Origin of the sequence: Paractinoplanes pyxinae, from assembly GCF_026626335.1 — a bacterium.
Taxonomy (GTDB): Bacteria; Actinomycetota; Actinomycetes; order Mycobacteriales; family Micromonosporaceae; genus Actinoplanes; species Actinoplanes pyxinae.
On sequence record NZ_JAPNTZ010000006.1, the window covers coordinates 500,063 to 521,771 of the forward strand.

At 71.2% G+C, this 21,709-nt stretch carries 25 protein-coding genes and 1 pseudogene; 11 read left to right on the forward strand and 15 right to left on the reverse strand.

The window, feature by feature from the left end; all coding sequences use genetic code 11:
- Nucleotides 1-1,439: 1,439 nt before the first annotated feature.
- The gene (locus OWR29_RS19530) at nt 1,440-1,991 is read right to left on the reverse strand and encodes an LPXTG cell wall anchor domain-containing protein (protein WP_267564344.1); all 552 of its coding nucleotides are present in this window, start codon (nt 1,989-1,991) and stop codon (nt 1,440-1,442) included.
- Nucleotides 1,992-2,085: 94 nt separating this feature from the next.
- A complete protein-coding gene (locus OWR29_RS19535) occupies nt 2,086-2,550 on the reverse strand; it encodes a hypothetical protein (protein ID WP_267564346.1) in 465 nt (154 codons plus the stop codon).
- 64 nt (nt 2,551-2,614) lie between these two features.
- On the opposite strand from OWR29_RS19535, the gene msrB reads away from it, so the two are divergent.
- From msrB to OWR29_RS19555, 4 genes are all read left to right on the forward strand, one after another.
- A complete protein-coding gene (gene msrB, locus OWR29_RS19540) occupies nt 2,615-3,025 on the forward strand; it encodes a peptide-methionine (R)-S-oxide reductase MsrB (RefSeq protein WP_267564347.1) in 411 nt (136 codons plus the stop codon).
- Between the two features lie 123 nt (nt 3,026-3,148).
- The gene (locus tag OWR29_RS19545; protein WP_267564348.1) at nt 3,149-3,343 is read left to right on the forward strand and encodes a hypothetical protein; all 195 of its coding nucleotides are present in this window, start codon (nt 3,149-3,151) and stop codon (nt 3,341-3,343) included.
- Between the two features lie 169 nt (nt 3,344-3,512).
- Nucleotides 3,513-4,544 carry a non-homologous end-joining DNA ligase gene (ligD, locus tag OWR29_RS19550; RefSeq protein ID WP_267564349.1) on the forward strand — a complete coding sequence of 344 codons (1,032 nt, stop codon included), beginning with the start codon at nt 3,513-3,515 and terminating at the stop codon, nt 4,542-4,544.
- A gap of 86 nt (nt 4,545-4,630) precedes the next feature.
- Entirely contained in the window at nt 4,631-5,443 is an 813-nt protein-coding gene (locus OWR29_RS19555; RefSeq protein WP_267564350.1) for a carbon-nitrogen hydrolase family protein, read from the forward strand.
- 16 nt (nt 5,444-5,459) lie between these two features.
- Here the strand turns inward: OWR29_RS19555 and OWR29_RS19560 are convergent, their stop codons facing one another.
- Nucleotides 5,460-5,921: a GNAT family N-acetyltransferase gene (locus tag OWR29_RS19560; protein ID WP_267564351.1), complete on the reverse strand. Its 462-nt coding sequence runs from the start codon at nt 5,919-5,921 to the stop codon at nt 5,460-5,462.
- Between the two features lie 64 nt (nt 5,922-5,985).
- Here OWR29_RS19560 and OWR29_RS19565 point away from each other — a divergent pair, with 64 nt between their 5' ends.
- Entirely contained in the window at nt 5,986-6,444 is a 459-nt protein-coding gene (locus tag OWR29_RS19565; protein ID WP_267564352.1) for a potassium channel family protein, read from the forward strand.
- On the opposite strand, the gene OWR29_RS19570 is transcribed toward OWR29_RS19565, so the two are convergent.
- Nucleotides 6,395-7,957 carry an alpha/beta hydrolase gene (locus OWR29_RS19570; protein ID WP_267564353.1) on the reverse strand — a complete coding sequence of 521 codons (1,563 nt, stop codon included), beginning with the start codon at nt 7,955-7,957 and terminating at the stop codon, nt 6,395-6,397. The two genes, OWR29_RS19565 and OWR29_RS19570, sit on opposite strands and share 50 nt — an antisense overlap.
- Nucleotides 7,958-8,023: 66 nt before the next feature.
- The gene (locus OWR29_RS19575; RefSeq protein ID WP_267564354.1) at nt 8,024-9,091 is read right to left on the reverse strand and encodes an ATP-dependent DNA ligase; all 1,068 of its coding nucleotides are present in this window, start codon (nt 9,089-9,091) and stop codon (nt 8,024-8,026) included.
- 109 nt (nt 9,092-9,200) lie between these two features.
- Between OWR29_RS19575 and abmR the strand changes: the two genes are divergently transcribed.
- The 3 genes from abmR to OWR29_RS19590 all read left to right on the forward strand — a co-directional run bounded on the left by abmR (nt 9,201) and on the right by OWR29_RS19590 (nt 10,856).
- Complete coding sequence (gene abmR, locus OWR29_RS19580) at nt 9,201-9,752, forward strand: ATP-binding transcription factor AbmR (protein ID WP_267564355.1); 552 nt, start codon at nt 9,201-9,203, stop codon at nt 9,750-9,752.
- A 13-nt stretch (nt 9,753-9,765) separates the two neighbouring features.
- Nucleotides 9,766-10,488 (forward strand): HipA family kinase, encoded by a 723-nt coding sequence (locus OWR29_RS19585; protein ID WP_267564357.1) that lies wholly within the window; start codon nt 9,766-9,768, stop codon nt 10,486-10,488.
- Between the two features lie 74 nt (nt 10,489-10,562).
- Complete coding sequence (locus OWR29_RS19590; protein WP_267564453.1) at nt 10,563-10,856, forward strand: DUF3037 domain-containing protein; 294 nt, start codon at nt 10,563-10,565, stop codon at nt 10,854-10,856.
- A 99-nt stretch (nt 10,857-10,955) separates the two neighbouring features.
- Here OWR29_RS19590 and OWR29_RS48390 read toward each other — a convergent pair.
- The 6 genes and pseudogenes from OWR29_RS48390 to OWR29_RS19620 all read right to left on the reverse strand — a co-directional run.
- Nucleotides 10,956-11,762: pseudogene (locus tag OWR29_RS48390) on the reverse strand (glycosyltransferase family 2 protein); the annotation flags it as partial.
- Between the two features lie 85 nt (nt 11,763-11,847).
- The gene (locus OWR29_RS19600; protein ID WP_267564358.1) at nt 11,848-12,330 is read right to left on the reverse strand and encodes a dihydrofolate reductase; all 483 of its coding nucleotides are present in this window, start codon (nt 12,328-12,330) and stop codon (nt 11,848-11,850) included.
- Entirely contained in the window at nt 12,327-13,127 is an 801-nt protein-coding gene (locus tag OWR29_RS19605) for a thymidylate synthase (protein WP_267564359.1), read from the reverse strand. The genes OWR29_RS19600 and OWR29_RS19605 overlap by 4 nt, the downstream gene beginning before the upstream one ends.
- Nucleotides 13,128-13,255: 128 nt before the next feature.
- Nucleotides 13,256-13,507 carry a hypothetical protein gene (locus OWR29_RS19610; protein WP_267564360.1) on the reverse strand — a complete coding sequence of 84 codons (252 nt, stop codon included), beginning with the start codon at nt 13,505-13,507 and terminating at the stop codon, nt 13,256-13,258.
- A gap of 29 nt (nt 13,508-13,536) precedes the next feature.
- Entirely contained in the window at nt 13,537-14,148 is a 612-nt protein-coding gene (gene wrbA / locus OWR29_RS19615; protein ID WP_438872626.1) for an NAD(P)H:quinone oxidoreductase, read from the reverse strand.
- Between the two features lie 64 nt (nt 14,149-14,212).
- Nucleotides 14,213-14,488, reverse strand: coding sequence for an isoamylase early set domain-containing protein (locus OWR29_RS19620; RefSeq protein ID WP_267564362.1), 276 nt, complete (start codon nt 14,486-14,488; stop codon nt 14,213-14,215).
- An 81-nt stretch (nt 14,489-14,569) separates the two neighbouring features.
- Here OWR29_RS19620 and OWR29_RS19625 point away from each other — a divergent pair, with 81 nt between their 5' ends.
- Nucleotides 14,570-15,016, forward strand: a complete 447-nt coding sequence (locus tag OWR29_RS19625; RefSeq protein ID WP_267564363.1) for a GNAT family N-acetyltransferase — start codon at nt 14,570-14,572, stop codon at nt 15,014-15,016.
- On the opposite strand, the gene hemQ is transcribed toward OWR29_RS19625, so the two are convergent.
- From hemQ to hemE, 3 genes are read right to left on the reverse strand one after another with little or no spacing between them, the layout of a single operon-like run.
- Complete coding sequence (gene hemQ, locus OWR29_RS19630) at nt 15,017-15,763, reverse strand: hydrogen peroxide-dependent heme synthase (RefSeq protein WP_267564364.1); 747 nt, start codon at nt 15,761-15,763, stop codon at nt 15,017-15,019.
- Nucleotides 15,760-17,157: a protoporphyrinogen oxidase gene (gene hemG, locus OWR29_RS19635; protein ID WP_267564365.1), complete on the reverse strand. Its 1,398-nt coding sequence runs from the start codon at nt 17,155-17,157 to the stop codon at nt 15,760-15,762. The genes hemQ and hemG overlap by 4 nt, the downstream gene beginning before the upstream one ends.
- A gap of 45 nt (nt 17,158-17,202) precedes the next feature.
- Nucleotides 17,203-18,240: a uroporphyrinogen decarboxylase gene (gene hemE / locus OWR29_RS19640; protein ID WP_267564366.1), complete on the reverse strand. Its 1,038-nt coding sequence runs from the start codon at nt 18,238-18,240 to the stop codon at nt 17,203-17,205.
- Between the two features lie 72 nt (nt 18,241-18,312).
- Here hemE and OWR29_RS19645 point away from each other — a divergent pair, with 72 nt between their 5' ends.
- Nucleotides 18,313-18,879, forward strand: a complete 567-nt coding sequence (locus tag OWR29_RS19645; protein ID WP_267564367.1) for a DUF3000 domain-containing protein — start codon at nt 18,313-18,315, stop codon at nt 18,877-18,879.
- 138 nt (nt 18,880-19,017) lie between these two features.
- Here OWR29_RS19645 and OWR29_RS19650 read toward each other — a convergent pair whose 3' ends face one another.
- Nucleotides 19,018-20,163 carry a S1C family serine protease gene (locus tag OWR29_RS19650; RefSeq protein WP_267564368.1) on the reverse strand — a complete coding sequence of 382 codons (1,146 nt, stop codon included), beginning with the start codon at nt 20,161-20,163 and terminating at the stop codon, nt 19,018-19,020.
- 143 nt (nt 20,164-20,306) lie between these two features.
- Between OWR29_RS19650 and OWR29_RS19655 the strand changes: the two genes are divergently transcribed.
- Nucleotides 20,307-21,608, forward strand: coding sequence for a ribonuclease D (locus tag OWR29_RS19655; RefSeq protein WP_267564369.1), 1,302 nt, complete (start codon nt 20,307-20,309; stop codon nt 21,606-21,608).
- Nucleotides 21,609-21,709 lie beyond the last annotated feature (101 nt).

Sequence of the window (21,709 nt, forward strand, 5' to 3'; positions counted from 1 at the left end):
GGCGAGGCGCAGACACAGAAACCGAACGCGAAGCGAACCGCAGACCCGACGGCTCAGCGCAGGCCGCAGCGACCCAGGCGCGAGGGCGCCGCGCAGACGCAAAACCACAACGCGCACGCACCGCGAGGCCGCAGCGCGGCGCAGGCGCGAGGCGGGCGACAAGGACGCGAAGACGGCACGGACGCGGCGCGAAGACGCAGGCGCGGGCGCGGCCCGTCGAGCAGCTGATCGCGGCCGCTCGGCACGGTGGACGCGGTGCGACGGGGCGGCGCGAGCGCGAAGGCGGCGTGGACGCGGTGCGGTGGACGCGAGGGAGCGGCACGGACGCGGCGCGAAGACGCAGGCGCGGGCGCGGGCGCGAGGCCATCGAGCAGCTTTTCGCGGCCACTCGGCACGGTGGACGCGGTGCGACGGGGCGGCGCGAGCGCCAAAGCGGCGTGGACGCGGTGCGGTGGACGCGAGGGAGCGGCACGGACGCGGCGCGAAGACGCAGGCGCGGCGCGAGGCCATCGAGCAGCTGATCGCGGCCACTCGGCACGGTGAACGCGGTGCGACGGGGCGGCGCGAGCGCCAAAGCGGCGTGGACGCGGTGCGGTGGACGCGAGGGAGCGGCACGGACGCGGCGCGAAGACGCAGGCGCGGGCGCGAGGCCATCAAGCAGCTGATCGCGGCCACTCAGCACGGTGGACGCGGTGCGACGGGGCGGCGCGAACGCGGAGGCGGCGTGGACGCGAAGGCGGCGTGGACGCGAAGGCGGCGTGGACGCGAAGGCGGCGTGGACGCGGTGCGGTGGCCGCGATGCGAGGGAGGCTGCGCGGACGCAAAGGCGCTGGCGACCGACCCACCGCCACTCAACTTCCTGCGGCCTTCCCCTCTCGCCTTTCCCACCCGTTCAGCCGCACAACCAGGCCCGAAGAGGCGCGGGCGTCCGCAGACAGGCGCAGCCGAGGGGCTTCCTGTGGATCGACGCCGGCAGGCGCAGCGTGCAAGGAAGGGGCGCAAACTCAGGAACCGAGCGTAAAACAAGCCGCCGACCCGACGGCGCGGCAAAGGCCGAGATGTGGCCCGGGCTCGGGGGTGCGCCATAGGGCGAAACCACGATGCGGACTTTCAAGCCAAGGCATGGTCGCGCGGCGCGAGCGCGAAGGCGCGGCGAAGGCCGGGATGTGGCCCAGGCGCGGGGGTGCGCCACAGGCCGAAACCACGCTACGACTTCAAGCCGGACGTGGTCGCGGGGCGACGCGCGCGGCGCGAAGGCGCGCCACGGACGCGAAAGCGCAGCCCGGACGCGAAGCCATGGCGCGGGCGCGAGGGTGCGGCGCGGGCGCAGTGCGACGGCGCAGTGCGAGCGCGAAGGCGGGGCACGGACGCGATGGCGGGGCGAAGGCGAAGGCAAAGAAAAAGGCCGCCCGACCGGGCGGCCTTTTTCAGGAGATGCTTCAGGCGTTGCGGCGGCGGCGGGTGTACCAGACCGACGCTGCGCCCGCGGCGACCATCAGGGCGCCGAGGGAGATGACGGTGCCCGTGGGGGCGCCGGTCACCGGGAGGGCTCCGCCGGCGCTGACGCCGCCGCCGGGGGGCGACGTGGCCGGGAGCGCGCCGGTCGGGGTGCTGGGCGTGGCCGACGGCGTGACCGTGTCGGCGCTGGCCGAGGGCGTCGGGCCGTAGCCGTTGTTGCCCCGCGTCGGCGTGTCCGAGTCCGGGGTGTCCGTGTCGGTGTCCGGCGAGTCGGTGTCGTCGACGTCCGGCGTGCTGGCCGCGGTGGCGGCCGGGCCGGTGGTGGCCGGCGTGCCGTAGCCACCCTGACCGCGGGTGGGGGCCTCGTCGGTGGCGTCCGGCTCCTCGTCGCCGTAGCCGGTGGCGGCGACGACCGGGCGGGCCTGGTCGATGGCGGCCTGGGAAGCCAGGGCCGGGGAGACACCCAGCGCGAGTGCGGCGGAGAGGCCGACGGCGGGCAGGCCGACGGCGACGATCCGGCTGATTGAACTCATGAGGAGTTTTCCATTCCTGTTGCGGTGTTCTCGGTCCGGTGGGGAGCTTAGCGGCAATTGCCCGATTTACCCGTTAAGACCCTTCGGCGGGTCATCATCCCGGAAGACCACCGAAACGGTGACTCCGCCACAGATAGGACAAAGCGAACATTTTCCCCTCGAATTTCGGGTCAGAAGCGAAGAGCCCACCGCTGTACGGGGCCTGGAGCTGCACACTCGCGCCGGACTCTAGATAGACCGACACCACCGTCCGGCCGCCGCGTCGCTCCGCCCGTAGGTCGACGACCTCGTTCCAGGTGGCGACGCCGTCGGAGAAGACCGACACCGTACGGATTCCCCGGGCGCTGATCTGCGTGCCGGTGAACCGCCCCGCGAGCACCCCGGCCAGCCCGCCCACGACGGTCGGCCCGGCCAGGGCGGCCACCCACAGCAGGCCCGGCGGCGCCAGGATCGCCGCGATCATCAGGACCGCGATCGCGACGAGCGAGCCGAGGTACAGACCCCGGCCGAGGGCTTGTTGCCAGGTGGGCCGGAAGGTGGCCGCCGGTGCGTCTTCCATGCTCAGGTTCAACGGAGACGCGGAGCACACCGCCCGCACTTTGAGTGCGACGTACTTTTGATGTATGGCACAGAACGAGACCACCCTGCCCACCACCGAGGAGGAGTGGCGCGTGCGCCTCTCCCCCGACGAGTTCCGTGTCCTGCGCCAGGCCGGCACCGAGGCGCCCTGGTCCGGGGAGTACGTCAGCACCAAGACCGAGGGCATGTACGAGTGCCGCGCATGCGGGGCGGCCCTCTACCCGAGCGACTACAAGTTCGACTCGCACTGCGGCTGGCCGTCCTTCGACGACGCCATCCCGGGCGCGGTCAAAGAGATCGACGACTACTCGCACGGCATGGTCCGCACCGAGATCCGCTGCGCCCGCTGCGACTCGCACCTGGGTCACGTGTTCCGCGGCGAGCAGATGACGGCCAAGAACACCCGCCACTGCGTCAACAGTCTCTCGATCAAGCTCGACCCGAAGTCCGCCTGACGCACCACAGCCACCGGCACCCGACCCGCGGTGCCGGTGAGCAGCCGCCAGGTGATCGCTCAGCCGGGTGCCGCTGAGCGGTTCCGAGTGCGATCACCAGCGCACCGGCCTAGCGTCGGCTTCATGGACTACCAGGTTTCGGTCAAGTGTGAACAACTCGCCGAGTGGTACGTGCGGGTCAAGGGCCTCGCCGACGCCCATCACGGCCACGCCACCGGCGACCATCTGAAGGCCATCGCCGACGAGATCCACGAGATGGTCCCGCCCGAGTGGTGGGTGAGCCAGCCCCAACCACTCGACAACCGCGTCCGCAGTTGATCTTTGGAGCGCAACCACTCACGCACGTCGCCGTGGTGCGGTGAGCGTTCTGGACGCGCCAGCGGCCAGCTCACCGCGCCGCGGCCCTCGGCGGGAGCGACGGTCTGCAACCCCCCACCCCGCTACGACAGCATGCTTTTGATCTTGAAGTTGCTCTAGGGTCAGACGCATGCCGAAAGCCGCAGCGGAAATCATTGAAATCGCCGGCCACGAGGTTCGCCTGACCAGCCCCGACAAGGTCATGTTCCCCGAGCGGAACTACACCAAGCGGGACGTCTTCGACTACTACCTCGCCGTCGGCGACGGGATCATGCGCGCGCTCCGCAACCGCCCGACGACGCTGCAGCGCTTCCCCGACGGCATCGAGGGCGAGGCGTTCTTCCAGAAGCGCATCCCCACCCGCGGCGTCCCCGAGTGGATCCAGACCGCGCAGATCAAGTTCCCGAGCATGCGTACGGCGGTCGAGCTCTGCCCCGCTGACCTGGCCCACGTGGCCTGGGCGGCACAGATGGGCACTGTCGTCTTCCACCCGTGGCCGGTCCGCGGCGACGCCCCCGACAACCCGGACGAGCTGCGCATCGACCTCGACCCGCAGCCGGGCAACTCGTTCGCCGACGTGGTGGCCACGGCCGGCGTCCTGCACGAGGTGCTCGACGACCTGGGCTGGGTGGGTTTCCCGAAGACGTCCGGCGGCCGCGGCGTGCACATCTACATGCGCATCGAGCCGCGCTGGTCGTTCGTCGAGGTCCGCCGGGCCGCGATCGCCCTGGCCCGCGAGGCCGAACGCCGCCGCCCCGACCTGATCACCACCGCCTGGTGGAAGGAGGAGCGGGGCGAGCGGGTCTTCCTCGACTTCAACCAGATGGCCCGCGACCGCACGATCACCTGCGCCTACAGCCTGCGGGCCAACGCCCGGGCCACCGCCTCGGCCCCGCTCACCTGGGCCGAGCTGCCCGATGTCGAACCCGACGACTTCGACCTGCGCACCCTGCCGAAGCGTTTCGCCGAGATCGGTGACCCGCACGCCGCGATCGACGACGTGGCCCACGACCTGACCGCGCTGCTCGAGTGGGTGGAACGGGACGAGAAGAACGGCCAAGGCGACATGCCCTATCCCCCCGATCACCCCAAGATGCCCGGCGAGCCGCCCCGCGTGCAGCCCAGCCGCAAGAACGCGGCCAACTGGCAGAGCGACGAGTAACGCCTTCGCCCATCGGGACGCGCCGGCCGCAGCCGAGGCCGTGACCCGACGCCGGCGGGCATTCGGCAGTCGTTCAGGATTGCGCGATGCAGATGTCGATCGTGATCGCCCAGGTTCCGGTGGTGTGGGATGTGGATGCCAACCTCATCGCGGTGCGCGAGGTCATCGATGAGACCCGCCCGGGTGACGTGGTCGTGCTGCCCGAAGGAATGCTGTCAGGCTACGGCGAGGATCTGACGCCGCTGACAGCGCTGCCGCCGGACGTCATACGCAACGCTGTGGCCGAGGTGGCCCGGCTCGCCCGGAAGCATCAGGTGCAGATCTTCTCCGGTTCACTGCTGCCCTGGCAGGACGGGTGGTGCAACGCCGGCATCTTCTTTCCGGCCGCCGGCGAGCCCGAGGTCTACCGCAAGGTCAACCTGGCGATGAACGAGCGTGGGCTCCTGAGCCGCGGCGACTCTCCGCCGACCGTGGAAGTTGCCCAGCCCAACGGGAACGTCACCGTCGGCATGCAGCTCTGCCGGGAGATCCGCTTCCCGGAACAGTGGCAGTATCTCGCGACGGCCGGCGCGCGAGTCTTCGTCTATCTCACCAACGCCGCCAACCGCCGTGAGCTCGACGGGGTCTGGCGAAGCCATCTGATCAGCCGCGCCGCCGAGAACCAGCGTTTCCTCGCTGCCGCCAACATCTGCCACCGGGACCAGCACTGCCCCAGCTTGGTGATCTCGCCACGAGGAGAGGTGCTGGCTGAGCTACCGGCGGGACGCCCCGGCATGCTCCGGCAGACCATCAACACGGAAGAGGCCGCCGACTGGTACCTCGGGCAACGCCGTCAGGATGTGATCGCACTGGCCTACCGGCCGGACTACCTGCCCGCGGCGCGAACCAGCCTGCCCTGAGGCGAAGGCCACCGGCCTACAACGCCAGTTTCATGCCCTCGTGGGAGGCGACGAAGCCCAGCCGCTCGTAGAAGCGGTGGGCGTCGTCGCGGCGTTTGTCGGTGGTGAGCTGGGCGATGCGGCAGCCCCGCTCGCGGGCGCGGGTCAACGCGTACTTCATGAAGTCGGTGCCCAGGCCGGAGCCGCGGCGGTCGGCTCGTACGCGGACGGCTTCGATGGTCATGCGGCGGGCGCCGTTGCGGCTCAAGCCCGGGATGAACGTCAGCTGGCAGGTGGCGACGATCTCGCCGCCGTCGTCGGCCACGATCAGCTCGTTGTTCGGGTCGGCGTCGATCTCTTCGAAGGCGGCCCAGATCGCGGCGTCGACGTCCTCGGCCACCGGGGCGTCGCCGAAACCGCGGGCGCGGCTGATGTCGTCGTCGGCCAGCAACGCAAGCACGGCCGGCACATCGGCCCGAGTGGCAGCGCGGAACTCCATCGCGGCAGTCTCACACAACCTGATCACCGATGCGGAGCTGGACCGGGGAAGGCACCATGTCGCCATGAAGGTGCTGCTTAAACCGGTCCTCAAGGTCTACCGCGGGATCGTCTGGCTGGCCAACTCGCCGGGCACGCTGATCCTCGCGTACGCCATGTTGATCGTCGTCTGCGGCGTGCTCTACCACTTCTTCGAGACCGACCAGTCGATCGGCGACTCGATCTGGTGGGCCGTGGTCACCGCGTCGACCGTCGGCTACGGCGACATCTCGCCCGAGTCGTGGCAGGCCCGGGTGCTGGCCGGGCTGCTCATCTCGATCATGGTGCTGGTGGTGATCCCGCTGATCACGGCGCACTTCGCCAGCAAGCTGATCGTCGACTCGGACGCCTTTCACCACGAGGAGCAGGAGGAGCTGAAGGCCAACCTGCGTCAGGTGCGGGCGCTGCTCGAGGCCATGGCCGAGCGGGACGGCATCACTTTGCCGGACAGCGGAGCCCCTCCTGCGGCACCTTCAGATCGATGAGATAGCCGTCGACCGCCTTCACGATGCAGGACGTGCTCGGGTAGGCCGTGTGACCCTCGCCCTCCCACGTCAGCACGTGCCCGACGCCCAGCATCGAGGCCAGGTCGGCCGTGTTCTCGTACGGCGTGGCCGGGTCGCCAGTCGTGCCGACCACCACGATCGGCGGCGCGTCGGTGGCGGCGCCGGCCGGGTAGGGGTCGCGCTCGCCCGGCCACACCGCGCACGGCAGCATGCCGACCGCCAGCGCCGCCCCGAACAGCGGGTATTTCGTGCGCCACTGGCCCTGCAGCCGGCGCACCTCGTCGATCGTGGGCGCGTCGTTGGTGTCGGCGCAGTTGACCGCCAGGTTGGCGTCGAACAGGTTGCTGTACGAGCCGTCGGGCTTGCGCTCGGCGTACTGGTCGGCCAGCGCGAACACGCCCTTGGGGTTGCCCTGCTTGAGCTCGGCGATCGCGTCGGCCAGCTTGGCCCAGCCCGACTCGGTGTAGAGCGACGAGATCACGGCCACGAAGATCCAGCCCGGGGTGGCCTGGCGGCCGTCGCTGCCCGGCGCCGGCTTGGTGGCCGCCGCGGCCAGCGCATCGGTCACCGCCTTGCGCGCGTCGGCCGCGATCGGGCACTTGTCGGGTGTCGCCTTGCACCAGTTGGTGAAGTTGGTGAACGCCCGCTCGAAGCCCTTGGCCTGGGTCTCGGAGCCCTCGATGAAGTTCTGCTTGGGGTCGATCGCCCCGTCGAGCACCAGGGCCCGCACGTTCTTGGGGAAGAGCTGGGCGTACGTCGCCCCGAGCAGCGTGCCGTAGGACCAGCCGATGTAGCTCAGCTTGTCGTCGCCGACGGCCTGGCGCAGCGAATCCATGTCGCGGGCGGCCTGCTCGGTCGAGAAGAGCGGCAGCTGGTCGCCGTACTTGGCGCCGCAGTCGCTCGCGATCTTCTTGTTGAGGGCGACGAACTGCTCGAACTCGGCCGGGGTGCTCGGGTCGGGCGGGGCGGCGAAGCTCTTGTCCTGATCGGCCGGTGAGATGCACTTGACCGGGTCGGACCGGCCGACGCCGCGCGGGTCGAAGCCGATGATGTCGAACTTGTTCATGACCTCGGTCGGAAGGCCGCCGAACGCCTCGCCGAACGTGTAGTAGACCGCCGTCTCGACGCCGGAGCCGCCGGGGCCGCCCGGGTTGAGCAGGAGCGAGCCGATGCGGCCCTGCTGCTTGTCGGACCGGATGCGGATCATGGCGATCGAGTACGTCTCGCCATTGTTCGGGTTGTTCCAGTCGCGCGGCACGCTGACGTCGGCGCAGTCGTACGTCATGCCGGGCGCGGTCTGGCCGACCAGCTCTTTCGGCACCTCGGGGCAGGGCTGCCAGTCGGCCGTGCCGTTCGTGGTGGGTGCGCCCGAGGACGTGACCGGGCCCGCCTCGCTGGAGCCGTTGGGCGCGAATGTGGGCACGGTGCACCCAGCGACGACGATCAGGACGGCGGCGAGGACCGCGATCACCGAGCGGGAGCGACGCTGCACGTTGCTGACCTTTCGACGGCTGACGAGCTAGGGGAAAGGCTAGCCGGTCGGTCTGACAGAACCCTGTCAGCGGCTGGTCAGCACCTCGGCCAGATCGAACTGGACCGGACGTTCCAGCTGCTCGTAGGTGCAGGTGCGGGGGTCACGGTCCGGTCGCCAACGTTCGAATTGGGCGGTGTGACGGAATCGCACACCCTCCATGTAGTCGTAGCGGACCTCGACCACGCGCTCGGGCCGCAGCGGGGTGAACGAGAGGTCCTTGCCGTTGTTCCAGCGGCTGTACTCGTTCTTGCGCGGGGTGCGCTCGCCGTCCTCGTGGGCGGCCCAGTTCCACGGGTGCCCCTCGAAGCCGGTGACCAGCGGCTGCAGTTCTTCGAAGAGCTCCTCCCGGACGGCGATCGGGAACGCCCCGATGACGCCGACCGAGGCCAGCACGCCCCGCTCGTCGTACAGCCCGAGCAGCAGCGACCCGATCCGGTTCTCGGCCGACTTGTGCACGCGGTAGCCGGCGACCACGCAGTCGGCCGTCCGCTTGTGCTTGATCTTGAACATGACCCGCTTGTCGGGCTGGTAGGTCAGGTCGCGCGGCTTGGCGATGAGCCCGTCCAGCCCGGCCCCCTCGAACTCGGCGAACCAGCGGGTGGCCGTCTCGAGGTCGTCGGTGGCCGGGGTGACGTACACCGGGGCCTTGGCGTCCTTCAGGACGTCGAGCAGCCGGGCCCGGCGGTCGGCGAAGGGCACCTCGGTCAGATCCTCGTCGCCGATGGCGAGCAGGTCGAACGCCACGAAGGCGGCCGGCGTCTGCTCGCTGAGCAGCTTGACCCGGCTGGCGGCGGGGTGGATGCGCTGCTGCAGGGCTTCGAAGTCGAGGGTGTTGCGGGCGGTGTCGGCCACGATGACCTCGCCGTCGATGACGGCCCGCTCCGGGAAGTTGTCGAGGACCGCCCGCACGACCTCGGGGAAGTAGCGGGTCATCGGCTTCTCGTTGCGGCTGCCGATCTCGACCTCGTCGCCGTCCCGGAAGATGATCGACCGGAACCCGTCCCACTTGGGCTCGTAGACCTGTCCCGGCGGGATCGTGGCCACGGGCTTGGCGAGCATCGGCTTGACCGGCGGGTTGATCGGCAGATCCATGTCGCCAGTCTGCCGCCTCCCCACCTCTTCCGGATGCCCCGCGGCGTGGCAGCTCGAAAAGAAACGGTGTAATCATGTAATCAGCCTTACAGGACGACGGAGGTAAGCAATGCGATTCCGTTCCGCACCGCCCGGCCGCGTCGAGCCGCCGAGCGCCGAAGACGCCCCCGCCTGGGTCACCGGTTCGATCCCGGACGGCTGGTTCACCGAGCGCCCCGAGATCGTCATCGACCGTGACGAGATCATCATCTGGGGCCGGGTCGCCGCGCCCGAGCTGGGCGCCGACGCCACCGACGCCGACCGGGCCGCCGCCCACGCCGGCCGCATCAACCAGTTCCGTGAGGACACACGCGAGGCCCGCATGCGGGTGGCCCGCCAGATCGAGCACCGCTACCAGCGCAAGGTCGCCTGGGGCATCCGCTGCGGCGACACCAACGAGCTGTTCACCCACCTGGCCGCCCCGGTCATGACGCGCCTGCGCCAGCCCGAGCGGCAGATCCTCGACACGCTGGTCGACGCCGGCGTGGCCCGGTCCCGGTCCGAGGCGCTGGCCTGGTGCGTCAAGCTGGTCGGCCAGCACACCGACCAGTGGCTCACCGACCTGCGCCAGGCCATGACGAAGGTCGACGAGCTCCGCAAGCAGGGGCCCGACACGGTCTAGTTAGTGTTACGGGGTGCTACGTCAGGTCACCGCGATCCGTTACGTCACCCCGCTGCGTGAGGGTGGCTCGCTGCCCGGCGTGGTCGAGGCCGACGACCTCGGCACGTACGTGGTGAAATTCCGCGGCGCCGGGCAGGGCCCCCGCGCCCTGGTGGCCGAGGTGATCTCGGGCGAGCTGGCCCGCCGCCTCGGCCTGCCGGTGCCCGAGCTCACCGTCGTCCACCTCGACCCCGTCGTCGCCCGGGCCGAGCCCGACGAAGAGGTGCAAGAGCTGATCAAGGCCAGCGCCGGCACCAACCTGGGCATGGACTTCCTGCCCGGCGCGCTCGGCTACGACCCGGTGGTGCACCCGGTCGAGGCCGGCCTGGCCTCGCGGGTGCTCGCCTTCGACGCCTTCGTCGAGAACGTGGACCGCAGCTGGCGCAACCCCAACCTGCTGATCTGGCACGGCGACCTGTGGCTGATCGACCACGGCGCGACGCTGTACTTCCATCACAACTGGCCCCGGGCCGAGGCGGTGGTGCACCGTGCGTACAAGTGGGACGACCACGTTCTGAAGCCGTACGCGACCGAGCTGGCCACCGAGGGCCCGGCGATCGCCGCCCGGATCACGCCCGAGCTGATCGCCGAGGTCGTCGAGCTGGTGCCCGACGAGTGGCTGGACGAGGGCGACCGCGAGCTGTACCGGAACCATCTCTCCGCCCGCGCCGAGCGCCCGGAGGCCTGGCTCCCGTGAGAATCCCGTACGAGTACGCGATCATCCAGGCCGTGCCCCGCATCGAGCGGGGCGAGCTGATCAACGTCGGCGTCGTGCTCTACTGCCAGCGCCTGGACTTCCTGGCCGCCCGCACCGACCTGCGCGACGAGCGCCTACTGGCCGTCGACCCCGGCGCCGACGTCCCCGCCATCCGGGCCGCGCTCGCCTCCTGGGACGCCACCTGCACCGGTTCCGGGGCCGCGGCCGGCGTCAGTCAGGGCGAACGCTTCCGCTGGCTGGTGGCCCCTCGCAGCACCGTTCTGCGGGCCGGTCCCGTGCACATGGGACTGGCCGCCGACCCCTCCCAGGAGCTCGATCGGCTCGTGAAGCTGCTCGTGAGTGTCTAGCGCGACAAGGTAGGGCGGCCGCTGCTGCGAGGCCATGTAGATGCGGCCCACGTACTCGCCCAGCAGCCCGAGGCAGATCAACTGAATGCCCCCGAGCAGCAGTACGGCGATGTAGAGCGACGTCCACCCGGGCACCACTCCGCCGCTGCCCCAGGCCACCAGCGCCGTCACGATCAGCGCCACGCAGAGCACGAAGCTGAGCAGGCCGAGCCAGGTCGCGATGCGCAGCGGGGCCGCCGAGAACCCGGTCACGCTGTCGAAGGCCAGCCGGACCATGCGCGACAGCGGATACTTCGTCCGCCCGGCCACCCTCTCTTGCCGCTTGTAGCTCACCTCGGCGCTGGGGAAGCCGAGCGAGGGCACCACCAGGCGGTAGACCGGCCGCGGTTCCGGCAGGTCGTTCAGCACGGTCACCACGGTCCGGCTCATCAGCCGGAAGTCGCCGGCCTGGTCGCTGATCCCGGGCCCGGCGAGCCGCCGCATCGTCCAGTAGTAGAGGGCGGCCGTGTCGCGCTTGAAGACCGAGTCGGTGCTGCGGTCGCTGCGGACGCCGTAGACCACGTCGACCTGGTCGCGCCGGGCGGCCGCCAGCATCTCGCCGATCACCTCGGGCGGGTCCTGCAGGTCGGCGTCGATGCTGACCACGTAGTCGCCCCGGGACGCCTTCAGCCCGGCCCGCAGCGCGGTCTGGTGACCGACGTTGCGCCGCAGCGAGACGATCCGCAGCTGGGGCCACTCGGCGCGCAACTGCAGCAGCCGGGAGACGGTGGCGTCGGTGCTGCCGTCGTCGACCGCCACCACCTCGTACGCCGAACCGAGCCCGTCGAGCACGGGCCGCAACCGAGCCACGAAGGGGTCGACCGCTTCACGCTCGTTGTACATCGGCGTGATCACCGAAAGCAGCATGGCGACCTCTTCCTGGCCAGCCCTGGCCGTCGAGTCCGATCCGCACCCCTGATCATGAATGCATTTCGTCTTCGGCGTCAGCCGCTCAAGAAGCTGGGATCAGCTCCTCCACCACGAATCGCAGCCCGCTCTGCGAAGTCTGCCAGCCGGAGGACGTCGTGACGACCCACCGCCGGTCCAGCTCCGGCGCGAACGTGTCGCCGCCCTCGACGTCCAGATCGATTCGCGTACGCAGGATGTGCTCGGCCCGGGGCAGGAACGCGCGGTAGATCGCCTCGCCGCCCATGACCCACACCTCACCGCTCAGATCCACCTCGTCGACCGAGTGGGCCACCTCGGCGCCCGGCGCCGACCACGACCGGTCGCGGGTGAGCACGACGTTGCGCCGGCCGGGCAGCGGACGGAACCGCTCGGGCAGCGAATCCCAGGTGGCCCGGCCCATGACGACGGTCGAGCCACTCGTGCGTACGCGGAAATTCTTTTGATCCTCGGGCAGCCGCCACGGGATCTCGCCTCCGGCGCCGACCACCCGGCCGTTGGCCTCGGCCCAGATCATGTGGACGGTCATACGGCGACGGGAGCGCGCAGCGCGGGGTGGTGCTTGTAGTCGACGACGGTGAAGTCCTCGTACTTGTAGTCGAAGAGCGAGGCCGCCGGCGCGATCTCGAGCTGCGGGAACTCGTACGCCTCGCGGGACAGCTGCTCGGTCACCTGCTCGACGTGGTTGCTGTAGATGTGGCAGTCGCCACCGACCCAGATGAAGTCGCCCGGCGCCAGGCCGGCCTGGTCGGCCACCATGCGGGTGAGCAGCGCGTAGCTGGCGATGTTGAACGGCACGCCGAGGAAGAGGTCGGCGCTGCGCTGGTAGAGCTGGCACGAGAGCCGGCCGTCGGCCACGTAGAACTGGAACATCGCGTGGCACGGGGCGAGCGCCATCTCGGGCAGGTCGCCGACGTTCCAGGCCGAGACGATCATGCGGCGCGAGTCGGGGTCGCGGCGCAGCGTGTCGAGGATGCCGCTGATCTGGTCGACGTGACCGCCGTCGGGCGTGGGCCACGAACGCCACTGCACGCCGTAGACGGGGCCGAGCTCACCGGTCGGCGAGGCCCACTCGTCCCAGATGGTCACGCCCTGCTCGCGCAGCCAGCCGACGTTGCTCTCGCCGCGCAGGAACCACAGCAGCTCGACCGCGAGCGACTTGAAGTGCACCCGCTTGGTGGTGATCAGCGGGAAGCCGGCCGACAGGTCGTAACGCAGCCGCTCGCCGAAGAGGCTGACCGTGCCGGTGCCGGTGCGGTCGCTCTTGGCCGTGCCGGTGTGCAGGACCCGCCGCAGCAGGTCTTCGTACTGGGTGTCGACGGGCATGCGGCCAAAATACCCGCCGCGCGACCCGGCCCGGCACAACGGCCGGAACGAGTCGCGCGGCCGGCCCGGTATGCGGCCGGCAACCGGGCCCTCGCCGGCGCCCCAGGTGGCGGGAGCGCCGGCCTTTCTCAGCTCGCCCAGGACTCCGACATCTGCGGAATCTGCTGGTTGAGGGACTGCAGATCGGCCTGCTGGCCGTTCGGGGCCGACCCGGCGCCGGCGATGAACCCCAGCTCGACGCCGATCTGCTGCCAGCGCTCGTAGAGCACCTGGTCCTGCAGCAGGGCCCGGACGTCGTGGTGCGACGAGCGCAGCTCCTCGAGCGCCGCCTCATAACGCGCGACCCGCGTGTGCAGGTCCAATGTCTCGTACGTGGTCATGCAGCCAGGTTAGCGAAAGATGAGTAGTTTTATTCGCTTTTCAAGGTGCTCGCGATGCGGATGATGCGCTGGACGAGGTGGTCGAGGGCGGCCAGCTCGAAGTCCTCCAGCGGGGCGTCGTTGTTCGCGCCGGTCACGTGCGAGACGCCGTACGGGTTGCCGTCCACGAACTTCAGCGGGTCGGTGTAGCCGGGCGGCACGATGATGCCGCCGAAGTGGTAGATCGTGTTGTAGAGCGCCAGCAGCGTCGACTCCTGGCCGCCGTGCCGGGTCTGGGTGGCGGTGAAGCCCGCGTACGCCTTGTCGGCCAGCAGGCCCTGCGACCACTGCGGGCCCAGCGTGTCCAGGAACTGCTTGAGCTGGCTGGCGATGTTGCCGTAGCGGGTGGGCGAGCCGAAGAGCACGGCGTCGGCCCACACCACGTCGTCGGCGGACGCCTTGGGCTCGTCCTTGGTCCGGTCGAAGTGCTGGCTCCAGGCCGCGTTGGAGGCGATCGCCTCCGGCGGCGCCAGCTCGGCCACCTGACGCAGGCGCACGTCGGCGCCGGCCTTCTGCGCCGTCTCGTTCAGGCGCTCGGCCATCTTGTGGAGCGTCCCGGTGGACGAGTAGTAAATGATCGACAGCTTGACGTCGGCCACGATGTGCCTCCTCGAATTCATTGCTTGATCAGTCAAGCAACGTCCCCGCGAGGACCGGGCCGAAACGCTAGAGGCGCAATTCGCCGCCGTGAGGGCCGACACCGTCCGCGTTCTCGTCGTCGAACCAGACGCCGTCGGTGCCGAGGTAGCGGAACTGGTAGTGGCCCGACGGCACGGTGATGCTGATCGTGCGGGTGCCGTCACGGCGGGGCTTGAGCTCGTGCCGGCCCGGCTCCCAGTCGTTGAACGTGCCGACCACGCTCACCGGACCGGACGGCTGGTTGACCGGCAGGCAGAAGGTCACCCGCGTCTTGTTGCCGAAGAGTCGGTTCCTCTTGATCATCACAGTCTCCACAGCTCGGGCTTCCATCCCTATAACGGCGCGCGGCGATACGGGTGACGCCGCGCCGCATAGTCTTTCCGCATGCAACCGGAGCCCCATGACGAACTGCGGTCGGCGACGTTTCGTGATCTCGACACGACCACCCTGTACGCCCTGCTGAAGCTGCGGTCGGACGTCTTCGTGGTCGAGCAGGAATGCGTCTACGCCGACCTCGACGGCCGCGACGACGAACCCGGCACGCGGCACCTGTGGTTCACCCGTCACGGCGAGGTCCGGGCGTACGTCCGCATCCTCGACGACGGCGACGTGCAGCGCATCGGCCGCGTGGTGACGGCCAAGTCGGCCCGCGGCGCAGGCCTGGCCGGGCGTCTCATCGAGGAGGCGCTGACCGTCATCGGCCACCGCCCCGCCGTCCTCGACGCCCAGTCCTACCTGGTCGAGTTCTATTCCCGGTACGGGTTCGAACCCACCGGCCCCGAATTCATCGAGGACGGCATCCCGCACACACCCATGCGCCGCGAGCCCTGACTACGGAAGCGCGGCGACGATCTCGCTCATCGAGCGGCGCCGGCCCGTGTAGAACGGGACCTCCTCGCGCACGTGCCGGCGGGCGGTCGAGGCGCGCAGGTCGCGCATGAGGTCGACGATGCGGTACAGCTCGTCGGCCTCGAAGGCCAGCATCCACTCGTAGTCGCCCAGCGCGAACGACGCGACCGTGTTGGCCCGCACGTCGGGGTAGCCGCGGGCCATCCGGCCGTGCTCGGCCAGCATGTGGCGGCGCTCCTCGTCGGGCAGCAGGTACCACTCGTAGGAGCGCACGAACGGGTACACGCAGATGTACGGCCGGGCGTCCTCACCGGCGAGGAAGGCCGGCAGGTGGCTCTTGTTGAACTCCGCCGGGCGGTGCAGTGCCATCTGCGACCAGACCGGGGCCAGGTGCCTTCCGAACGCCGTACGGCGGAACAGCGAGTACGCCTCCTGCAGGGCGTCCGGCGAGGCCGAGTGCCACCACACCAGCACATCGGCGTCGGCGCGCAGCCCCGAGACGTCGTACGTGCCCCGGATGGTCACCTCAGCGCGGCCTTCAGTCCGGTTTTGGGTGGCGGGCGGGGTGGTCGGACGGGCGGCGAGCTGCTCGAAGAGCGCGTCGACCTCGCCGGCCAGCTCCTCCCGCATCGCCGGCAGCGGCGTCTCGGCCCGGAACACCGACCACATCGTGTAGCGGATCGTCGCGTTCAGCTCGTTGATCCGCGCCGCGTTCGTCTGCTCGCTCACTGTGCCTCCCATGTCTTGCTCACGTCTTCGGCGGCCCGTTCGCCGCTGGCGACGCAGGCCGGGATACCGACCCCGTCGAACGCCGCGCCGGCCAGCGCCAGCCCCGGCGGCAGGGCGGCCCGCGCGGCGGCCAGCCGGTCGAGGTGACCCGGCGCGTACTGCGGCAGCCCGCCGCCCCAGCGCTGCACCCAGGACGCGGCCGGCGGCGGCAGCTCGCCGCCGATCAGCTCGCCCAGCTCGCGCCGCGCCCGCTCGATCAGCACCGCGTCGTCGAACTGCAGCCGCTCCTCTTCGCCGGCCCGGCCCAGCGACACCCGCACGATCACCGGGCTGCCCTCGGGCCTGTCCCACTTCCGGGTGACAAAAGTGGCCGCTTTGACCAGGGTGCCCTCGCTCGGCGGGACCAGGAAGCCGCTCAGCTCGGGCACCGGAGTGCCCGGGGGCAGGGCGAGGGCGACCAGGGCCACGCTCGCGTAGTCGAGTTTGCCCACCGCCTCGGCCGCCTCCGGCGCCACCGCGGCCAGCAGCCGGGCGCTCGGCTTGGCCTGGACGGCCAGCACCACGGCGTCGACGTCGTCGGTCTGCGGAGTCGGCACCGCACCCAGCAACAGGCGCCAGCCGTGCGCGGTGCGGGCCAGCTCACGCACCGGAAGGCCCAGGCTGATGCGGGCGCCGCTGGCCGCCGCAGCCGCGCCGACCAGGCGGCTCAGCCCGCCCTCGAGCGCGCCGAACACCGGCTGACCGGGCACCCGCCCGCTCGCGGCCTGCGCGGCCCGGACGGCGGCGCTCAGGGTGTGCTCGACCCGGGCCGTGCGCGCGAGCTGCGGCATCGCCACGTCGAGGGACAGCCGGTCGGCCCCGCCCGCGTAGACGCCGCCCAGCATCGGGTCGACCAGGCGGTCGACCACCTCGTCGCCGTAGCGCTCGCGGACCAGCGCGCCGACCGCGACGTCCTGCCCCGGGGCCAGCACCGGGCGGCCGTTGTCGACGTCGTGATCGGCGGTGGCCCGGGCGACACCGCCGAGCGCGCTCACATCGCCGGGAACGCCGACCAGCGTGCCGGGCGGCATCGGGGCCAGCCGGCCGCCGAGGGCCAGGGCGGCGGGCAGCTTGCGCGGGTGCACCAGCGCCTCTTCCAGCCCGAGGCGTTTGACCAGGGCCACCGCGGCCGACTCGGCGCCGTCGCTGCCGGTCATCAGGAACGACTCGGCGCCGCGCTCGACGGTCACGCCGGCCAGTTCGCCGGTGCGCAGCTTGCCGCCGAGGGCGCCGCTCTGCTCGTACACGATGATCTCGGCGTCGGCCGGGTTCAGGTCGCGCAGCCGCAGGGCGGCCGCCAGCCCGGCGATGCCGCCGCCGATGACCGCGATCCGCTTCCGCACACCGACCACCATTCCAGGTGGAACCGCCGCCTTGCCCACGGGGTCGGCCGATGTGAGCTAGCGCGCGGATGCCTCATGAACGTGGGCGACCAGGCGGGTCAGCATGTCGGGGTCGGTCTCGGGCATGACGCCGTGGCCCAGGTTGAACACGTGCCCGGGGGCGGCCTTGCCCTGGGCGAGCACCCGGTCGGCCTCGCGGCGCACGACGTCCCAGCCGGCGAACAGGATCGCGGGGTCGAGGTTGCCTTGGAGCGCCCTCTCCGGGCCGACGACCTCGGTCGCCTGGTCGAGCGGCGTACGCCAATCGACCCCGACCACATCGGCGCCGGCCTCGCCCATCGCCCGCAGCAGCACCGCCGTGCCCACTCCGAAGTGGATGCGCGGCACGCCGGCGTCGGCCAGGCCGCCGAGCACCCGGGCCGAGTGCGGCAGCACGTGCTCGCGGTAGTCGGCCTCGCTGAGCGCGCCCGCCCACGAGTCGAACAGCTGGACGGCGCTGACCCCGGCCCCGATCTGGGTGCGCAGGAAGGCCAGCGTTATGTCGGCCAGGCGGGTCATCAGCGCGTTCCACAGCTCGGGGGCGCCGTACATCATGGCCTTGGTCTTCAGGTACGTACGCGAGGGGCCGCCCTCGATGAGATAGCTGGCCAGGGTGAACGGCGCGCCCGCGAAGCCGATCAGCGGAGTCGCGCCGAGCTCGCCGACCAGCAGCCGCACCGCCTCGGCCACGAAATCGACGTCGCCCTCGGCGAGCGGGCGCAGCCGATCGAGATCGGACGCCTCGCGGATCGGCCGGGCCACCACCGGGCCGGTGCCGGCCACGATGTCGAGGTCGATGCCGGCCGCCGCGATCGGCACCACGATGTCGCTGAACAGGATGGCCGCGTCGACGTGGTGGCGGCGCACCGGCTGCAGGGTGATCTCGGTGACCAGGTCGGGGCGGCGGCACGAGTCGAGCATCCCGATGCCCTCGCGGATCTTGCGGTATTCCGGCAGCGACCGGCCCGCCTGGCGCATGAACCAGACCGGGGTGTGCGGCACGTCGAGGCCGCGGCAGGCCCGGACAAAAGGCGAATCAGTCACAACGGAAGTCACTGCGACATCGTGCCACGACACGCTCGGCGCGCCGATCGGCTCCGGACACGCGCGGCGGCATAGTCTTCCCCCATGGCGTCCCCCTCCGCTGTTCCTCCGGCGTTCGCCCGCGCGGTCGACGCTCTGCGGGCCGCGGCGCCACGACCCGAGATCCTGCTCGAAGAGATCGCCGCCCCGCAGAAGCTCGCGCCGTACGCGTTCGCGATCAGCGCGACCGTGCTGCGCGCGGGCGACGAGGTGGCCGGCGGCCGGCTGATCCTGCTGCACGACCCGGCCGGGCACGAGGCCTGGCAGGGCAACATCCGGCTGGTCACGCTGGTCACGGCCGAGCTCGAGGACGATCTGGCGGGCGACCCGATGCTGTCCGCGGTGGCCTGGACGTGGCTCACCGACGCCCTCGATCAGCACGCCGCGACGTACACGGCAATCGGCGGCACGATCACGCAGACGACCTCGACCCGCTTCGGCGAGCTGGCCGGCCCCGCCCCGACGGCCGATCTGGAAGTACGCGCGTCGTGGACCCCGACCGGCGACGACTTCGGCGCCCACCTGCGCGGCTGGTGCGCGATGCTCGCCTCGACGGCCGGCCTTCCCCCACCCGGCGTGGCCGCGTTAGGTGACCGTCAACGAGTGGGTTGACCGCAACCGAATCGAATTTCGCCCGCCTGCGACTTGGGCGCCGAAAACGGCTAGCGAAGCGAGGCCGTTTTCGGTGTCCAAGTCATCGACCTCCAGGGGCGAAATTCTCGCCGAGCGAGCAGCGAGGCCATGTCTCAGTCAGCACACGTCGAGCGTGTCGCAGGCCGTCTTGATCGGGATGGCCAAGCCGATGCCCTCGGCGTCCTTGGCCTTGGCCGTGGCCACGCCGACGACCTGCTCGTTCGCGTTCACGACGGGACCGCCCGAGTTGCCCGGGTTGATCGGGGCGTCGAACTGCACGGTCGGGCCGTCCACGTCGTCGGGCCGGTAGGCGCTGATCACGCCGGTGGTGACCGAGTCGTCCAGCCCGAGCGGCGCGCCCACCACCACGACCTGCTGGCCCGGCTTGACCTGGCCGGTGGCCGTGCCCAGGCCGGCGATCCTCTGGTTGGCCTTCAGGAGGGCAAGATCCTTGCCCTTGTCGACCTTGACGATGGTGGCGCTGATCCGGGTCGCGCCCCGCTCGAGCGAGACCTTGCGGCCGCCGTCGGTCCAAGTCTCGGCGACCACGTGGTAGTTCGTGATCAGGTTGGCCTGGTTGCCGGAGGCCTTCTTGCCGACCGAGAACGCGGTGCCGGTGAAGCCGCCCGCCCGCACCCGGAAGACGCTGGGCAGCACGCCGGACGAGACCGCCTCGGGATCGAAGACGCCGGCCAGCTTCTTCTCGAGCTGGTCGGTGCGGTCCTGCTCGGCCGAGAAGGCGGAGGCCAGGTCCTGGTTGTGGCGGCTCATTCCCTCGATCCGGTACGCCTGCCAGCCCGCCACCAGCAGCAGGAGCGTCACGACGCCGATGACCGCCGGCTTCAGCTTGTTCCCGCTGGTTTTCCCGTACGTCGGCAGGGGCGCCGCCGGTTGCGCCGGGAGCTCAGCCGGGGCCAGGCCGGCGTGCCAGGCGGGCTGCTCGCCGGTGTGCCGCTGCTGCTGCCTCGGGAGGGGGGCGGCCGGCTCCCAGTGCTGGTCGCCGCCCCACTGCTGCACTCTCGGCTCCCGCTGCTGCTGCGCGGGTTCCGCCCACTGTTGCTGCGGCGCTGCCTCCGCCCACTGACCTGCACCGACCGGCTCGCCCCAGCCGCCCTGGGCCTGCTCGGCCCACGGGTCGGCGGCCGGCTCACCCCACTGCCTCGAGTACGAGGCCTCCGGCTGCTCCTGCGCGCGGCGCCGCCCGTCGTATCGGCGCTGCTCGTCGGAGCCCGCGGGGGTGAACGGTTCGTAGGTCATGGTCATCCGGCGCGGCCTCCCGGGTATCGGCGCTGCGCGAGGTAGTACGGAGAAAGTCGCCGTTCGGATCAGCCCGATGTCGATCGAGAAAACGGCGCGCCGGGACCCGGCTGCAAGCAGCCGGGGAGGTGTCCCCGTACGGTAGCGAGGTGACCGACGAAGCACCCCTGCGCCGTCGGGACACGCCGGAGCCCGAAAGGGACGGACGACCGCACGCCGACTCGCCCGACCCGACGGCTGGCGGTCCCGAACCTGTCCCGCTCACCGCGCCCCGCGACGGCACGCCGCGCCCGGTGGAGTCCGCCGACGAACTGACCGACGTCGTGGCCCGCATGACCGCCGGCACCGGCCCGGTCGCGGTCGACGCCGAACGAGCCTCCGGCTACCGCTACACCCAGCGGGCCTACCTGGTCCAGTTACGCCGCGCCGGCGCCGGGACAGTGCTGATCGACCCGCTCCCCCTGGACGACCTGCGCACCCTCGACGCCGCGCTGGCCGACAGTGAATGGGTGCTGCACGCGGCCAGCCAAGACCTGGCCTGCCTGGCCGAACTGGGCCTGAAGCCGCGCCGCCTGTTCGACACCGAGCTGGCCGCCCGCCTGGCCGGGTTCGAGCGGGTCGGCCTGGCCGCGCTCACCGAGCAGCTGCTGGGCTTCTCGCTCGAGAAGCACCACTCGGCGGCCGACTGGTCGACGCGTCCGCTGCCCGAGTCGTGGCTCACCTACGCCGCACTCGACGTCGAACTGCTGACCGACCTGCGCGACCACCTGGCGGCCGAACTCGAACGCCAGGGCAAGACGGCGTGGGCCGCCGAGGAGTTCGCCGCGCTGGTGGCGAGCGCCGACCGCCCGCCACGCGTCCGCCCCGACCCGTGGCGGCGAACGTCCGGAATACACCGCGTACGGGGTGCACGGGCGCAGTCCCGGGTCCGGGCTCTCTGGTACGCCCGCGACGGCGTGGCCGCCCGCCGCGACTCCGCCCCCGGCCGGGTGCTGCCCGACGCGGCCATCGTCGCCGCGGCCGAGTCCGACCCCAAGGACGAGCGCAGCCTGCTGGCCATCCCCGGCTTCGGCGGCCGCTCGGTGCGCCGCCTGGCCCGGGTCTGGCTGGACGCGCTCGACGAGGCCCGCTCCCTGCCCGACGACGCCCTGCCGGTGAACCAGCCGGTGGAGGGCCCGCCCCCGCCGCACCGCTGGGCCGAACGCGACCCGGTGGCCGCGGCCCGCCTGACCCGCTGCCGGGCCGTGGTGGTGGCCACCGCCGAGGCCAACAACCTGCCCCCGGAAAACCTCATCAGCCCCGACTTCGTACGCCGCCTGGCCTGGTCCCCACCCGACGAGGTGACCCCCCAGACAGTCGGCGACACCCTGCGCGGCTTCGGCGCCCGCAACTGGCAGATCAACCTGCTGGCCGACCAGCTGGCCGACTCCCTGCCCGAGCCCACCGCCTGACCGCACCTGGATCGACCGGGCCGCCCGCGTGAGTCGCGGGCGGCCCGTCCGCGTTCCCGGGCGGCCCGTCGGCGTTCCCGGGCGGCCCGTCGGCGTTCCCG

Bases quoted from the DNA above. Each gene is read 5' to 3' on its own strand.
- OWR29_RS19530 (WP_267564344.1), bottom strand. From the start codon at position 1,991: ATGAGTTCAATCAGCCGGATCGTCGCCGTCGGCCTGCCCGCCGTCGGC.
- OWR29_RS19535 (WP_267564346.1), bottom strand. From the start codon at position 2,550: ATGGAAGACGCACCGGCGGCCACCTTCCGGCCCACCTGGCAACAAGCC.
- msrB (WP_267564347.1), top strand. From the start codon at position 2,615: ATGGCACAGAACGAGACCACCCTGCCCACCACCGAGGAGGAGTGGCGC.
- OWR29_RS19545 (WP_267564348.1), top strand. From the start codon at position 3,149: ATGGACTACCAGGTTTCGGTCAAGTGTGAACAACTCGCCGAGTGGTAC.
- ligD (WP_267564349.1), top strand. From the start codon at position 3,513: ATGCCGAAAGCCGCAGCGGAAATCATTGAAATCGCCGGCCACGAGGTT.
- OWR29_RS19555 (WP_267564350.1), top strand. From the start codon at position 4,631: ATGCAGATGTCGATCGTGATCGCCCAGGTTCCGGTGGTGTGGGATGTG.
- OWR29_RS19560 (WP_267564351.1), bottom strand. From the start codon at position 5,921: ATGGAGTTCCGCGCTGCCACTCGGGCCGATGTGCCGGCCGTGCTTGCG.
- OWR29_RS19565 (WP_267564352.1), top strand. From the start codon at position 5,986: ATGAAGGTGCTGCTTAAACCGGTCCTCAAGGTCTACCGCGGGATCGTC.
- OWR29_RS19575 (WP_267564354.1), bottom strand. From the start codon at position 9,091: ATGGATCTGCCGATCAACCCGCCGGTCAAGCCGATGCTCGCCAAGCCC.
- abmR (WP_267564355.1), top strand. From the start codon at position 9,201: ATGCGATTCCGTTCCGCACCGCCCGGCCGCGTCGAGCCGCCGAGCGCC.
- OWR29_RS19600 (WP_267564358.1), bottom strand. From the start codon at position 12,330: ATGACCGTCCACATGATCTGGGCCGAGGCCAACGGCCGGGTGGTCGGC.
- OWR29_RS19605 (WP_267564359.1), bottom strand. From the start codon at position 13,127: ATGCCCGTCGACACCCAGTACGAAGACCTGCTGCGGCGGGTCCTGCAC.
- OWR29_RS19610 (WP_267564360.1), bottom strand. From the start codon at position 13,507: ATGACCACGTACGAGACATTGGACCTGCACACGCGGGTCGCGCGTTAT.
- OWR29_RS19620 (WP_267564362.1), bottom strand. From the start codon at position 14,488: ATGATCAAGAGGAACCGACTCTTCGGCAACAAGACGCGGGTGACCTTC.
- OWR29_RS19625 (WP_267564363.1), top strand. From the start codon at position 14,570: ATGCAACCGGAGCCCCATGACGAACTGCGGTCGGCGACGTTTCGTGAT.
- hemG (WP_267564365.1), bottom strand. From the start codon at position 17,157: ATGGTGGTCGGTGTGCGGAAGCGGATCGCGGTCATCGGCGGCGGCATC.
- OWR29_RS19645 (WP_267564367.1), top strand. From the start codon at position 18,313: ATGGCGTCCCCCTCCGCTGTTCCTCCGGCGTTCGCCCGCGCGGTCGAC.
- OWR29_RS19650 (WP_267564368.1), bottom strand. From the start codon at position 20,163: ATGACCATGACCTACGAACCGTTCACCCCCGCGGGCTCCGACGAGCAG.